Source organism: Wolbachia endosymbiont (group A) of Andrena hattorfiana (assembly GCF_947179565.1).
Taxonomy (GTDB): Bacteria; Pseudomonadota; Alphaproteobacteria; order Rickettsiales; family Anaplasmataceae; genus Wolbachia.
The window spans coordinates 65325-80145 of record NZ_CAMXBT010000001.1 but is presented as its reverse complement, the minus strand read 5'-3'; the positions used below and the strand labels follow the sequence as shown (position 1 = coordinate 80145).

The window sequence follows — 14821 nt, the reverse complement described above, 5'->3', positions numbered from 1 at the left end:
ATAAACACTAAATTGTTAATTTGTCAATGAACTAATCAATGAGTAAAGATCTTCTGCATATAAGAAAAGAACGAGGTTGATAAGTGAAGCCACTGAAGTGATAATGAATAGACCCTTAGAATAAGCAACCTTATTACCACTAGCTTTATCAAAATACATAACTTTCATGATATTTAAATAATAGTAGCATGATATCACACTCGCTATTACAAGGATCAAAGACAGGCTGATAAAGCCAGAATTTATTAAACTTTTGAATATAAAAAATTTAGCGATAAAACCTGCAAGTGGAGGTATTCCCGACATCGAGAGTAATAGTATAGAAAGATGGAATGCTAAAATTGGTTGCTTTTTTCCTATACCAGATAAATTTGCAATATCACAATCGTCATCGTCAATTTGTACGAGATATGAGAATAGCCCTATGCTTGTGATGATATATATCACCAGATACATTAAGGCACTATCTGTTCCTGCTTGTGTAAAAATAGAAAGTGAAGCAAATATAAAACCAATGTGACCAATTGAACTGTAAGCAAGCAGCCTTTTTAAGTTTTGCTGACGCAAGGCCCCAAAAGCTGAGATAAGCACAGACAATGCTGAAACGTATAAGAAAATAGGCTGAACATAACTTTTTACATTTACTAACTCTTCATTCATCAATCGAATTAAAAATGTTACAAGTGCAGCTTTTGGGGCCGTAGAAAAAAACGCAGTTACTATGGTAGGTGCACCTTGATAGACATCTGGAGCCCACATATGAAAAGGAGCAATAGCAAGCTTGAAACACAAACCAATAAGGATAAAAACTAACCCAAAAACTATTCCATAAGTTATCTGATGGTTTTGCAAGAATGAACAGAGCTCAGAGAAATTGACTTGTCCTGTATATCCATAAAGCAGCGACATTCCATATAGCATAATGCAGGAAGATAGTGCACTAAGTGTAAAATATTTCACTCCTGCTTCACATGAATAAGCTGAATCTTTATTAAAGCTCGCAAGAACATACAAAGATATACTCATCAACTCAAAAGCTAAATAAAAAGAAATTAGACTATTTGCTGAAACCAAAGTTATCATGCCAAATAGCGCAAAAAGAATCAGTATTGAAAATTCATATTTATAGTCATATTTTGATAAATTCAGCATCAAAAGTATTAAAATTCCTGTGCTGAGAATTAACCCTTGGGCTGACCTGATGTATAAATTGAGTTTTAACAACGAATTAAAGAGAAAAATTTCATTGTTTTCTGCCGAAATAATTAAAATAATCAAAGTTACCACTGTGCAGCCAAGTGCTAATAAGTTGATAGTTCGGCGGTTAAATATAATTCCAAGCAGTAGCAACACTAACGAGGAGATAATAGAGAACGTTTCCGGCAATATCTGTATATAATTCATAGCGCATTATATTTGACTAACAAATTTGCCATACATGGCTTCAAATAATTCAGTGCAAGGGTTGGGTAGAATCCAAGCAAAATAACAAACACTGCAAGCAGAATTAAGACAGAAAATTCTATGCTATCCAAGCGATTATTTAATAATTTAGAATAGCTAACCCCCCATATTATTTGCTTACATAAATTCAGCATATAAACTGCGCTTAAAATAGTGCCAAGTGCGATAAATCCTGTAAAAAACCCTATGCTCTTAAACATTCCAACCATAGCCAAAAACTCGCCTATGAATCCAGATGTTCCAGGTAGCCCTATTGAAGCCATTGAAAATAAAATGAACATAAAACCAAATTTTGGCATTGTGTTTACTATGCCAAAGTACTTTGCAATCTCCAAAGTTCCAGTTCGAGTATATAGCATTCCAACACACAAAAATAAAGCAGCAGAAATAAGGCCATGACTAATCATTTGAAATATGCTACCCAGTACTCCTTCCTCACAAAATGAAAAGAGGCCAGCGGTAACGATCCCCATATGTGCTATTGAAGAATAAGCTATTAACTTCTTTATATCATCTTGAGCAAACGCAACTAGAGAAGCATATAACACCGCAATAATGCTCAGCACAACAACGAAATTTGAAAAATACAAACTTGCCTGAGGAAGCATTGGAATAGAAAACCTTAAAAATCCATATCCCCCCATTTTAATAAGCAAGCCAGCTAAAATCACAGATCCAGAAGTTGGTGATTGCACATGCGCATCAGGAAGCCAAGTGTGAAATGGAAACATAGGTACTTTTATTGCAAAAGAAATAAAAAATGCAATCCACAGCAATGACTGCACTTCAAGATCAAGGCTTGGCACTAATGTAGCTAATTTTTGTATACTAAACGTTCCAAAAACACTATAGATGTATACCAACCCAAGTAGAAATAATAACGAGCCAGTTAATGTATAAAGAAATAACTTAAACGTTGCATATATCCTTTGCTTCCCTCCCCAAATGCCAATAATAAAGAACATTGGTATTAAGACAGCTTCAAAAAACACATAAAAGCTTATAGCATTCAGTGAAACGAAAAAACCGACTACAAAACTCTCAAGCAGTAGAAATAATGCCATATATGGCTTGAAGGTCGTATAACTCATTTTGCAATTATAGAGCATACAAATAACAAACAAGAAGGTCGTAAGTAGAAGGAAAAGCAACGATATTCCATCCACCCCTATTCCAATATCTCTTGCTGGATAGCTGACAAACTGAAAGTCCGCATTGTTATAATCAAATTCTATACAAGCTACAATGCTAAGCAAGAATGGAAGTACAGCAAAAAATAGGGCAAGGAATCTTAGGTGTATAGATTGATGATTAGTCCTGATCAAGGATAAAATCAACGCTCCTATCAGTGGAAGCAAGAATATACTAAGTAACAACACCTTCTATTTAATTCCAATAATATATAAAGCACCGATTATTAAAGTAACAAACATAATAAATGCATAATCAAATATATAACCAGTTTGTAACTTTATAGAACTTTTTGAACATTCATTAACCAACCTTACAACACCATTTGGTCCAAATGAATCAATAGCCTTAACATCAAACTTCCATAGAAGCCTAGATATAAACCTTATCGGTGCAATTATAACAAACTCATACACCTCATCAAAGTACCATTTATTCTGCAAAAACTTAAGTAAAAATTTACTCTTAATTTGCCTAATTACTTGATATTGGTAAATTAGGTACGCAAGTGCTATTCCACTTAGGCTTGCCAAGGTTGGTAGTAATTTTATAAAGAAATTATGAACTCCATGCTCATCAATCACCATTAAACTTGATTTCCAAAACGCATTACTAGTTATGTTCAAAATATTTGCTCCCCATACTCCAGAAAATACCGATCCAAAAGCAAGTATCAGTAATGGTATAAGCATAATCTTCGGTGCTTCATGTATATTAATTTTACTTTGTTTTTGGCTATGGAACACAAGAAGCAATAACCTCCAAGAGTAAAACGCTGTGAAGAATGCAACAACTAAGCTTATTACAAAAGCAAAGCTATCCGTGCTGTAAGCATGTTCAATTATCAAATCCTTTGAGTAAAAACCTGCAAATGGAAATATTCCAGAAAGCGCAAGAGACCCAATCCACATGAGAGCGTAAGTGCAAGGGATTTTCTTCCAGCAATTTCCCATTTTCTGAATGTTTTGCTCATGATGCATTGCATGAATTACATTGCCAGCACCAAGAAATAGTAGAGCTTTAAAAAAAGCGTGTGTCATTAAATGAAAAATAGCAACATTGTAAGCAGAAAGCCCACATGCCATGAACATATAACCAAGTTGGCTGCAGGTTGAATAAGCAATTATTTTTTTTATATCGTTCTGAGTAATCGCAACTGTAGCTGCAAAAAAAGCAGTAAGTGCCCCAACAATAACTATTAATTCTCGTGCCACATTTGATAGCTCAAACAATGGAGAACATTTTGCTACTAAAAATATACCTGCTGTTACCATCGTTGCTGCGTGAATGAGTGCAGAAACAGGGGTTGGCCCTTCCATTGCATCTGGCAACCAAACATGTAAACCAAGCTGTGCAGATTTACCCATACAGCCAATAAAAAGTAATATGCATATTATATGAATTATTTTAAATTCACAGCAGAATGCCCTAATGTTCTGTGCGCCAAGAAGATCAGCTGTGTCAAAAACTTCAGTAAATTTCAAAGAGTGAAATGTATAATAAATGAGAAAGATCCCAATCAATAGTGCAAAGTCTCCTACCCTATTCACAACAAATGCTTTAATTGCTGCATTATTTGCAGAATATTTTTGGAACCAAAATCCTATGAGTAAATAAGAACATAGGCCAACCCCTTCCCAGCCAAAAAAAAGCTGCACGAAATTATCGCTTACAACCAGCACAATCATGCAAAACGTAAATAGCGATAGGTAAGAAAAAAACCTCGACTTCCCTTTGTCATGCTCCATATAACCGATAGAATAGAGGTGGACTACTAGTGAAACGGTGGTAATAACAATAAGCATTAAGGATGAGAGAGCATCCACACTAATTGCCCAATTTACTTTTAATACACTTAATGAAAATAGAGGAAATAAACTCAAGTGATAATTTTCAGAGAAGGTGAGAAAAACATACCAAGATAAAACTGCAGATATTCCAATCCCTGCCGTTGTAACTAACTGACTTTTTCTAAAAAGTGATGCAAATAGCGAACCAAAGAGTGGCAAAAATACTATTAATTTCAGTATATCCATCATACTTTCATTCTTTCATTAAGTTCGCTTGTTCAACATCTATATTGCCACGACTTCTATAATATACAACCAATATTGCAAGCCCAACTCCTGACTCTGCTGCCGCAACAGTCAACACAAACATCACAAAAATTTGCCCAACTATATCATTCATAAAGGCAGAAAAAGCAACTAAATTGATGTTAATCGCTAGCAATAATATTTCTATTGACAACAGTATGTTGATTATGCTTTTACGGTTGATGAAAATACCGCATACTCCAATAGTAAACAAAATAGCAACAACCATCAGAAAATGATTTAATCCTATTTCCATTCTACTCCTTTTCCAAATTTAGCCTTAATCAATTTTACAGATGAAGATTGTGTCAATTGCTTTAATACATTCTGTTTTTTAACTCCTTTTTTCTTGTCCTGCAAAGTAAGAGCAATTGCACCGACAATTGCAACAAGCAGCAGAATACCAGAAAGATGAAAAGCGTACATGTAGTCAGTATAGAGCAAATTACCGATAGCTTTCACGTTATTGGTATTATAGTTTATAACATTGCTTATATTTGGTGCTGAGCTGCGGATTACAAAGCTGATAATCAGAAAAAACACAACACACAACATAGCACCAAGAGTGAAATGCTTTGCAAAACCCTGGCGCAACCTTATGTAGTCAATATCGAGCATCATAACTACAAAGAGGAATAACACTGCAACCGCACCGATATATACTATCAGCACCATCATAGCAATGAATCCAGCTCCAAGGAGAATAAAAAGCACTGCAGAATTAACGAAGGTGAAAATTAAAAATAATACTGCATGCACAGGATTTCTTACACTAATTACACAAACAGCAGATAAAATGCTAAGAATTGCGAAAAAATAAAAGAAAAAAGGCATCGATACTTTAACTGCAACAACAATTACCAATTTAAAATGACTATCGTTGTAAAGTCAATATTATATTAAACATTTAAAACACTGTACTACAAAGCCATTTTAAATTATTATAAAGCTGAAGAAATAGAAATAAAGGCGTACATATAAGCCATTCCAAACTCTACCTATCCACCCAACAAGCAGAAGTTCTGGTGCCAACACCTCAAATCAAGTTGTTGTTACTCAGCATACACCTGAAACTACTAAAACAAAATAGATGTAAAACCTACGTTTAAAGTACTTGAGTGAAGCATTCTTTAACTGTTCTATTCAATAAAACCTTTACAATATTTCGATCATAGGTTTAACTTTAAGAAGTTATAATCTATAGAGCTGCAAATGAACGATTATCTCTCACTGCTAAATCCAGAACAACAATTAGCTGTAACTAACATAGATGGACCGGTTTTAATATTGGCAGGAGCCGGAACCGGAAAAACAAGAACGATCACTTCAAGAATAGCGCACATAATTAGGAACGATCACGCTTACTCTGATGAGATATTAGCAGTGACATTCACAAACAAAGCAGCAAATGAGATGGTATCAAGGGTACTTGAGCTAACAGGCACAAACATACCATGGCTTGGCACTTTCCATGCAATTGCAGCAAAAATTCTACGTCATCATGCTGAAGTCGTGGGGCTAAATTCCAATTTTACAATTATTGGTGTGGATGACCAATTACAGGTAATAAAAAACATCATGAATGAAATCAGCCCTGATTACCTATCAGAAAAATGTAAGACCATTATGAATATTATTCAGCAATGGAAAGAGAAGTGCTTATTGCCATCTGAAGTGGAAGATATTCAATCATTTAGGCCAGTGTACGTAACTGCACTCAAAGTCTATCACCAGTATCAGGAAAGGTTAAAATTCCTTAACTCTGTCGATTTTGGTGACTTATTGCTATATAACATACAACTCTTTAATCAAAAGACCGAAGTTCTGTCCTACTACCAAAACAAGTTTAAGTATGTCATGGTAGATGAGTATCAAGATACAAATGCAATACAATATCTTTGGCTAAAATACCTTGCAAAAGAGCATTCAAATATTTGCTGTGTAGGAGATGATGACCAGTCGATATATAGTTGGCGTGGTGCAGAAGTTGAAAATATTTTGAAGTTCTCCGATGATTTTAAAAATGCAAGAACCGTTAAACTAGAGTGTAACTACAGGTCAACATCCCACATACTTGCAGCTGCGTCATATGTTATCAATCACAATAAGACTCGCTTAGAAAAAAAATTGTGGACAACAAACGTTGAAGGGGAAAAGGTAAATCTAATAAAATTATGGGACGGAAAAGCTGAAGCAAGGTTCATAAGCGAACAGATATTAAAGCTCAATAAATACAGATTTAGTGACATTGCAGTGCTGGTAAGGGCCACTTTTCAAACTAGAGTTCTCGAAGAGTATTTTATAAAATATTCAATTCCCTACAAGATTATAAGTGGCGTAAAATTCTACGAACGTCAGGAAGTCAGGGATATAATTGCATATTTAAGACTCGTTACAAACAATAACGATGACTTAGCTTTCGAAAGGATCGTAAATCGGCCAAAAAGAAGCATAGGAGCTACAACTCTAAAGAAAATATACACGACTGCTCAGGATAACAAAATTTCTTTTTTTGAGGCAGCAAAAATATTAGTTAATAGTAATCAAGTAACCGAAAGAATTAAACTCTCACTAAATGATTTTTTAAATAAAATTAAAGCTTGGAAAGAAATAGTAAGCGTAAAACCACTGCATGAATTCGTTAAAATCGTAGCAAACCAATCAGGGTATATTGAAATGCTTGAAAATGAGGAGGTAAAAGGCTTAGCACGAATAGAAAATGTCAAGGAGCTCATCTCATCTTTAAAAAATTTCGATAATGCCACAACTTTCTTGGAGCATATAAGTCTGGTGATGGAAGTGGATAATATGAATAACGATGACACCGTATATGTTATGACTCTTCATGCAGCCAAAGGACTTGAATTCCCGTGCGTGTTTCTACCTGGTTGGGAAGAGGGATTATTTCCTCATCAAAGATCTTTTGAAGATAAAAGTGGTAAAGCTTTAGAAGAAGAAAGGAGACTTGCATATGTTGGCATAACCAGGGCAAAGGAAAGGTTAATCATTTCATGTGCAGATAGGAGGGAAATTAACAACCAGTGGCAACCGATGCGCACTTCTCGGTTCATTAAAGAATTGCCAAGAGAAAATGTTGAGGTAATCAAGAGTAACGCCTACTGTTGAAGCTATAACTGCAGATAAACATATCTTACAAATCTGAATTACTTCAACTATATGTGTAACCAGACTGCATTCTGTGATTTTTAGCAAAACACGATCTTTCATTTGAGCTTTCTTCAATTTAAAATAAATACAGAAACTAGCTATCTTCAAAAATATGGTTGAATAATTGTTAATAACAGTGTATAATTATTAATATTTTCAAGCATTTTTGCCATGGCTCTTTCAAAATTTCTCGATCCTCGCAATGATTTGTGTTTCAAAAAAATCTTTGGAACGGAAAAAATAAGAATATCCTGATCCACTTTTTGAACGATATTTTAGGGTTTACTGAGATAAATGCAATACAAGAAGTTGAGTTTCTTAGCACTATTATGGATCCCGAAGTTGCCTCTGATAAACAAAGTATTGTTGATGTTCTCTGCAAGGATTCTCACGGAAATAGATATATAGCAGAAATGCAGCTCGCTAGAGACAAGGGCTTCGAAAAACGCGCTCAATTATATGCCGCTAAAGCCTACTCAAGACAATTAGATAAATCTGGCAACTACATTGATTTAAAGAAAGTCTTCTTTATTGCTATATCAAATTGTAACTTACTTCCTGAAGAAGTTGATTATATTTCTACTCACAATATACTTGATATAAAAACTAACGGCCATTACTTAAAAGATTTTCAATTTATCTTTATAGAATTGCCCAAATTTTCAAAAAGTAAAGTAGAGCAGTTAGAAAGTATAGTAGAAAGGTGGTGTTTCTTTTTTAAATACGCAGAAGAAACAACAGAAGAGGACTTAAAAGAGATAGCAGAAAAAGCGCCAATAATAAAGCTAGCATATGATGAATTAGACAAGTTTCGTTGGAATGAAAAAGATTTAGTAGCTTACGAAGAAAGAATAATGGATCTACGGAAAGAAGAAGCCATTCTTGAATACAGACTTGATCTTGCTGAAGAGAAAGGTATACAAAAAGGTATAGAGAAAGGAAAAATTGAAGGGAAAATTGAAGTCGCAAAAGCAATGCTGGCTAATAATGTTGATGTCAACACTATTGTCAAGTTTACTGGCCTTTCTATTAGTGAGATTGAAGAATTAAGTGGAAATCTGTGAACGGTTACGGATTGATTGGGTAGGGTCATTACCACAAAAAAACTCCTTTCTTTCTCTCCATTTTTTCTGGGTAAGGTCATGGTGCTGGTACAGGTCCTATAGCTGATCCAAGCAACACGTCATACCGCGATTCATTCGCGGTATCTCGGCATAGATTCCACTAACTAGTAGCGGAATGACGAATTTGTCGTTTTTCAAATCGTCGGTAAACCTAAAAAAGTTTGCATCATATGCAGCAATAGCCATAGGGTCTGTAGGGCTTATAGCTAGTATCACAGCTCTTAAATATTGTCCTAGTTTACCGCCTTTGATCGCAGGGGGGATGATTGGCTCTATGCTCCCGCTAGTTGCGTGTACGCTTGTTGGCATTCATAGAAGCTCTCTCGATAAAATATATGGTAATATATATGACCAAAAAAAGATAAATGAAAAAGCTGAATTGTTTGATAAATTGAGTAAGTGTGTTTTACCTCTTATAGCAGGGGCTGTTGTTTCTTTTGGAGTTGGAGCAGGCTTAGTTGCTCTTGGTGTCACATCACCTATAGCTATAACTATTTTGACTCTAATAGCAAATGCAATTGTTATGCAACTTGTGAGTAAAATAACTGAACGCTCTTCTTCTCCACCAATACCACCAGGTAACCATCCTGGTCCTGATAGCAAAACTAAATGCCCTTCTTCTCCACCGCCAGTTATGGTCGGCCACGGCATGAGAGTTGATGATGCAAATGGTCATAATCCTATAGATTACCAAAAAGAAAGAGAATGTAAGGGAAAACCAAGTACTGAAAGAAAGTGTTCAACATACGCCACCCGCAAAAAGCCTATAGATAAGGAACAGGGTGAAAAGGAGTATCTTCGCCCTTTAGAAGAAGACCCGTTTGTAAAAGAATTAGAGGATCACTTTGAAAGAATAAGCAATTTGATAATAGAAACTGAAAGCAGAGAACAACCAGATAGCTCGGTTGACAGCGGTGTGAAAGTTAATGGTGCTAGTGCAGGTTGTGTTCCTAGCCCTAGTCATTAGTCAGTTCTTTCCATCCAAGAATCATTTTATTGGCTTGCCTTAATATCTCAACAGAAGGCAAGTCTTCTGTGCTGAGTGGTAGGCGGACAGTTTGATGTTCTATAAGACCAATATCATGCAAAAGTGCTTTAGTGGGTATTGGGTTGCTGGCAATAAATAGAGCTTTGCAAGCTTGTTGCCAGATATCTGTTGAACTTTTCATGTCATTTCCTGTCATTTGATGAGTTGTTTTTTTTCTAGTTACGTGCTGGAATGACAGTAGGCATTGCTTAACATATTCATGTGCTACATGTGGCCAAACATTGGAAGCAACGGAAACCAGACCAGCCGCACCATAAGCGGCCATATCGGATATCATATTATCATCTCCGCAAAAGACCTCAATATTTGGAGCAACTTTCTTATACTGAGCTAAAGTATCAACGGTGCCACTTGAATCTTTGATAGCCCAAAATTTTTCGTGGCTGGATAAGTTGCGTACAGTTTCAGCGTGAAGACTCACTCCTGCTCTCGATGGAATATTGTAAAACATAGCCGGCACATGTGCTTTCTCAAGCAGCTTTTCAAACCATAAAGTCTGCCCCATAATTCCGGGCTTTGCATAAATGGGAGTTGTCATTAGATAGCCATGAATAGGCATACCCTTGCAAAAATCAAGCCATTCAAGAGTTTGATATAGATTCACTCCTGGTACACCAATTATAATTTTCGTATTTAATTTTAGCTTACATACAAATTCAACTAATGTACGCTTTTCAGAATCAGTAAGCGATAGGCCTTCACCTGTGCTACCCAGTAACACTACGCCATTTTCAGCTTCAGCTTGTATTGTAAGTAAACGCTGCAAACTGCGGTAATCTATGTCATCCCCATTGCAATTAAAAGGAGTAACACAAGCAGTCCATAAAAATGTAAATTTCAATTTAAATTGTTAAAATGGTATTTCATCGTCGATTAGTTCATCTTTTATATCGTTGTCAAAACTTTCGTGCTTATTTTTTTGTTCTGTTTCATTTTGCTTGTATTCACTTGGCTTGTAATCGGAATTTGGTCGCGAATCCAAGAGAGTAAGAGCGCTATTAAAATTATATAGAACCACCTCTGTTGTGTATCTTTCACTACCGTTTTGGTCAGTCCATTTTCTGGTTCTCAAAGAACCTTCAACATAAACTTTACTGCCTTTGCGTGCAAAATCTTTGACGATTTTTACTAATCCTTCACTAAAAATTACAATATTATGCCATTCTGTCTTTTCAGAGCGCATACCGGAAAGTTTGTCAGTCCAACTTTCAGACGTGGCTATTGAAAAACTTGCCATCTCTTTTCCATTTTGTGTAGTCCTAATTTCAGGATCTTTTCCTAAATTACCAACTAATATGACTTTGTTTATGGTACCACCAGACATAATTATGCTCTAAATAAATCCCTTTATTATCTTATGTAAAAGTACTATTGTCAAATTTAATTAAAAGTGCGCTTGGAGGGATTCGAACCCACGGCCTTTGCCTCCGGAGGGCAACGCTCTATCCAACTGAGCTACAAGCGCATATATAGCTACCCACCCGCGGTATCTATGTTGAGATCCCGCTAACAAGCAGTGGGGTGACGGTTTTTCAAATTGTCGGTAAACCTAAGTCACTTTGGCTATATACTAAATTATTTAATAGATAAGCTATCCAAGTCAAATTTTTGTTTTGGATAAAGCGTAAACATAACACTCCCATGTCCAAGATATACATTTTGAGAATCATTCGCATGCTTTTTTATTGCTTTTTGATCTACGGCCCATACAAAAGTCACACAATTTTCAGTGACTGAGTGCACCTTTAAGTCCTTAGTATTTATAAACAGCTTTCCATTTACCCATATTTTCCATGTATCGGAAGAAAGATATAAAATTGAGTCTAAACTCACTACCTTACAGTTGAAATTATCTGATACCTCCTCTTTTGCAGCTCTTGAAGACCGTAAATTGAACTTTTCCATTTCATTGACCATTCTATTAACTGGCTCCTCATCAAAAAAAATGCTTTTTACGTTACTATATTGTGACAAAACGTCAAAGTCACTTTCCACTGCTTCTCTTATTATATCGTCCCGATCTGTATAGCTTAGTTTCTGATTGTTAATAAAGAAACACTCTTTTGCACGCAAATTTGCTATATCAATAAAATCATCGATTTCTTGATTGCCAACTTTAAGAATACTTTCAAAATATCTTTTTTCTATCATCATTCCATACTGAGAATGATGACAAACCATTTCATCATCACCTTGTTTTTCTATATATACGCATAAATTTCCACTATTTAATCCTAATATTTTATGCTCAATAAAATCTTCATTGCCAATATATTGTCGGCAAGAATACTCCTTACAAATTTCTATGCTTTCTATGATATCTTCACAACTGCAATATGCATTAACATTGGAAATGAGTAGCGTAAAAATAAAAAACAGCTTTATGTTCATCACCTTATCTACTTAATATAGTACACCAATCAAAGACTATATTAACTCTCACTATCTCTATCATATTACCATTCAAAATTTGATTCATAGCTGCAGCATCAATATTTCTCTGCTTGTTTAAAATAAGAGATTTGATCATAACATAACCGGGCAGATTTGGAATAGACTGTAGAAATAAAAAAATATGCTTATCGCTGATTGAACTTAAATTTAGGACCACTTCACTTTTTATTACTTTTGTGCGTTCACTTTTGTTGTGGAGCTCAACTTCTTCGGGTATAGAAATTGATATTTCAGGTTCTAATATATAGTACTTTTTATATAACCTGCTAAGCTCGAAATTTAAATTTGCAATGTATCTGCTACTGTGTAAATTTGAAGAAGAAATTTTTTTCCATAAATCTAGGTTTTTATTTAGAACAACTTCCTTTTTTTGAATTCCAGTAATCTGTAAATTCATAGAACGTATTTTATCAATCGCAATTTGATTTTTATTATAAACCTTTTCGTTATAGATAACAACATATGTTAATAACCCTATTAATCCAACAGATAATAACAAATACGATATAAACTGAATTGTAGCTTTTCTTTTTAATTGAGAGATAGTCATTAATCTACATTGCCTCTCCTATTTCAACATCAATAGATAGATTTTGCCCTTTAGCAGCAGGTAAGTTAGAAATATTAATGTCATAGGTACGAAAATTATCGTTTAAATTTTTTCGTAGTTTCTCGTATTGATAGGAAATATTTTTACCGGATCGAAAATTAAACCTTAAAGTTGTGGTAATATAACTTTTTGCCTCATTATAATTCCATTCAAATGATCGAAGCTCTATACCTGGTACTTTTAACTTTTCTACATACTTAACTTGTGTAAGAGGAGAGTATTCTATTTTTGATAAAATATTATTGATATTAATAAAATCATAAATTTCATCTATTTTTTTTACATTATAGCTTTGGCTAAGTTTTGTTAATTGGTTATTTAAGGTGCTCTGCTTTGCGGATAAATTATCAGCGACACTGAAGTTTGAATATAAATTTAGCAAACAAAGGGCGTTAATTACAACTAAAACCAAAGCGAAGTATAGAAAAATTTGAGGAGAGTTTAAATAAAGATAATTGAATAGATAAAATTCTTTAGTTTCCTTTGTATTAAAAATAGCTGCTAATTTATTCTTAAAGCTGTGAAACAAAATTATGGTATCGCAAAAGTTATCTTTTTCACTTATAGCTAGTTCTGCTCCTAATAGTTTGCCTAACTCATATGAAGTTAATATGTTCACACTGTTCTCTGAAAAATTTATAACTGATAAACTAGCTTTAATATCTTCTGACACTATGATGCAAAGGTCGATAGGGTTATTTTTTTCAAACCCAAACTTAGTTAAGGATCGAATAGTATCTTGCACTTCCTGATATATTCCACCAGCAATAATTCCTGGTAAATTATCATTAGTAAATGGTACTAAACGCGTAAATACCATTTTATTCTCTTTAAGAACCACTTGTCTATAGCCTCCCGTTTTAGTTGCAGCAACTATAATTTTCCAATTATTAGGATCTTTATGTAGAATCTTTTTTGTTATATTACTTATTTCTATAGGAAACATTAATATTCCCTTAAAGTTGGAGCCTATCTCAATAAACACATTCAACCAATATTCTACTAAATGCTTTGCTTTTGATGAAACAAGAAGATAGCACCAGTTTTGATTGAATTTGTTTGGCTTCTCAACCAAAAAAACTGAACTTATGTCATTATTACGAGAAAAATGCTCCATCTTTGTTTTTGCTGATAGATAGGCACTAATCTTGTTTGCCCTTGTAATAAACTGTAGCGAGTAATTTTGATCTGCATGATTAAGCACTAGGTATAAAGGTGCTTTTTTATCTGACGAAAGACATGAAATTAAATCGGAAACTGCTTTATCGTTTTTGCCCTTAACAAAATACCTTTTATTTAAAGTATTATTTTTAAAATATAGTAATATTATGCCTTCTTCTCCAATAGAAAGCATAAACTTACTTTTGGATTTTGAACTAAACATATTAACAAAGCATATACTTATCTAGAATTAAAAAGGCAATTTATTGAAATTCATTAAACATTAGAGGGAAATATTGTTATAAATTTTCGCAGCAACATTATTTATATTATAATTTTTTTATAAAATCAATACTAATATTAAGCTATTTAATTAATAAATTAAGAAAACTCATTAATTAGAAATATACACTATCTGCCGATTAACTTTAATTAATAGGAGTTATTAATCTATTTACTATTCTTGTAATATTATTTCTAATGGTAAACATTTCTAGTAATACTG

12 protein-coding genes, 1 tRNA gene and 1 pseudogene are annotated in these 14821 nt (G+C 34.1%); 3 read left to right on the top strand and 11 right to left on the bottom strand.

Annotation, left to right across the window (positions count from 1 at the left end; translation table 11 throughout):
* Window positions 1–15 precede the first annotated feature (15 nt).
* Genes OM966_RS00395 through OM966_RS00375 form a run of 5 tightly spaced genes read right to left on the bottom strand, consistent with a single transcriptional unit; the run spans window position 16 to window position 5585 of the window.
* Entirely contained in the window at window positions 16–1404 is a 1389-nt protein-coding gene (locus OM966_RS00395) for an NADH-quinone oxidoreductase subunit N (protein ID WP_264328406.1), read from the bottom strand.
* Window positions 1401–2843 carry a complex I subunit 4 family protein gene (locus tag OM966_RS00390; protein WP_264328405.1) on the bottom strand — a complete coding sequence of 481 codons (1443 nt, stop codon included), beginning with the start codon at window positions 2841–2843 and terminating at the stop codon, window positions 1401–1403. Before OM966_RS00390 ends, OM966_RS00395 begins: the two co-directional genes overlap by 4 nt.
* 3 nt (window positions 2844–2846) lie before the next feature.
* Window positions 2847–4694: an NADH-quinone oxidoreductase subunit L gene (gene nuoL, locus OM966_RS00385; protein WP_264328404.1), complete on the bottom strand. Its 1848-nt coding sequence runs from the start codon at window positions 4692–4694 to the stop codon at window positions 2847–2849.
* 4 nt (window positions 4695–4698) lie between these two features.
* Window positions 4699–5007 (bottom strand): NADH-quinone oxidoreductase subunit NuoK, encoded by a 309-nt coding sequence (nuoK, locus tag OM966_RS00380; RefSeq protein ID WP_264328403.1) that lies wholly within the window; start codon window positions 5005–5007, stop codon window positions 4699–4701.
* A complete protein-coding gene (locus tag OM966_RS00375) occupies window positions 4998–5585 on the bottom strand; it encodes an NADH-quinone oxidoreductase subunit J (RefSeq protein ID WP_264328572.1) in 588 nt (195 codons plus the stop codon). The genes nuoK and OM966_RS00375 overlap by 10 nt, the downstream gene beginning before the upstream one ends.
* 378 nt (window positions 5586–5963) lie before the next feature.
* On the opposite strand from OM966_RS00375, the gene OM966_RS00370 reads away from it, so the two are divergent.
* The 3 genes and pseudogenes from OM966_RS00370 to OM966_RS00360 all read left to right on the top strand — a co-directional run bounded on the left by OM966_RS00370 (window position 5964) and on the right by OM966_RS00360 (window position 10010).
* Complete coding sequence (locus OM966_RS00370; protein WP_264328402.1) at window positions 5964–7877, top strand: ATP-dependent helicase; 1914 nt, start codon at window positions 5964–5966, stop codon at window positions 7875–7877.
* A 213-nt stretch (window positions 7878–8090) separates the two neighbouring features.
* Window positions 8091–8983, top strand: a pseudogene (locus OM966_RS00365) (Rpn family recombination-promoting nuclease/putative transposase).
* A gap of 184 nt (window positions 8984–9167) precedes the next feature.
* A complete protein-coding gene (locus OM966_RS00360) occupies window positions 9168–10010 on the top strand; it encodes a hypothetical protein (RefSeq protein ID WP_264328401.1) in 843 nt (280 codons plus the stop codon).
* Here OM966_RS00360 and dapA read toward each other — a convergent pair.
* From dapA to OM966_RS00330, 6 genes are all read right to left on the bottom strand, one after another.
* Window positions 10000–10932: a 4-hydroxy-tetrahydrodipicolinate synthase gene (gene dapA / locus OM966_RS00355; protein ID WP_264328400.1), complete on the bottom strand. Its 933-nt coding sequence runs from the start codon at window positions 10930–10932 to the stop codon at window positions 10000–10002. The genes OM966_RS00360 and dapA overlap by 11 nt on opposite strands.
* A gap of 9 nt (window positions 10933–10941) precedes the next feature.
* The gene (ssb, locus tag OM966_RS00350; protein WP_096616007.1) at window positions 10942–11415 is read right to left on the bottom strand and encodes a single-stranded DNA-binding protein; all 474 of its coding nucleotides are present in this window, start codon (window positions 11413–11415) and stop codon (window positions 10942–10944) included.
* Window positions 11416–11482: 67 nt separating this feature from the next.
* Window positions 11483–11556: transfer RNA gene (locus tag OM966_RS00345), tRNA-Arg, on the bottom strand.
* A 110-nt stretch (window positions 11557–11666) separates the two neighbouring features.
* A complete protein-coding gene (locus tag OM966_RS00340; RefSeq protein ID WP_253309204.1) occupies window positions 11667–12482 on the bottom strand; it encodes a hypothetical protein in 816 nt (271 codons plus the stop codon).
* 4 nt (window positions 12483–12486) lie between these two features.
* Window positions 12487–13095: a hypothetical protein gene (locus OM966_RS00335; RefSeq protein WP_264328399.1), complete on the bottom strand. Its 609-nt coding sequence runs from the start codon at window positions 13093–13095 to the stop codon at window positions 12487–12489.
* 4 nt (window positions 13096–13099) lie between these two features.
* Window positions 13100–14539 carry a hypothetical protein gene (locus tag OM966_RS00330; RefSeq protein WP_264328398.1) on the bottom strand — a complete coding sequence of 480 codons (1440 nt, stop codon included), beginning with the start codon at window positions 14537–14539 and terminating at the stop codon, window positions 13100–13102.
* Between the last annotated feature and the right edge of the window lie 282 nt (window positions 14540–14821).

Excerpts from the sequence above, each read along its gene's own strand:
- OM966_RS00395 (WP_264328406.1), bottom strand. The coding sequence starts at position 1,404 with ATGAATTATATACAGATATTGCCGGAAACGTTCTCTATTATCTCCTCG.
- nuoL (WP_264328404.1), bottom strand. The coding sequence starts at position 4,694 with ATGATGGATATACTGAAATTAATAGTATTTTTGCCACTCTTTGGTTCG.
- nuoK (WP_264328403.1), bottom strand. The coding sequence starts at position 5,007 with ATGGAAATAGGATTAAATCATTTTCTGATGGTTGTTGCTATTTTGTTT.
- OM966_RS00375 (WP_264328572.1), bottom strand. The coding sequence starts at position 5,585 with ATGCCTTTTTTCTTTTATTTTTTCGCAATTCTTAGCATTTTATCTGCT.
- OM966_RS00370 (WP_264328402.1), top strand. The coding sequence starts at position 5,964 with ATGAACGATTATCTCTCACTGCTAAATCCAGAACAACAATTAGCTGTA.
- ssb (WP_096616007.1), bottom strand. The coding sequence starts at position 11,415 with ATGTCTGGTGGTACCATAAACAAAGTCATATTAGTTGGTAATTTAGGA.
- OM966_RS00340 (WP_253309204.1), bottom strand. The coding sequence starts at position 12,482 with ATGAACATAAAGCTGTTTTTTATTTTTACGCTACTCATTTCCAATGTT.
- OM966_RS00335 (WP_264328399.1), bottom strand. The coding sequence starts at position 13,095 with ATGACTATCTCTCAATTAAAAAGAAAAGCTACAATTCAGTTTATATCG.
- OM966_RS00330 (WP_264328398.1), bottom strand. The coding sequence starts at position 14,539 with ATGTTTAGTTCAAAATCCAAAAGTAAGTTTATGCTTTCTATTGGAGAA.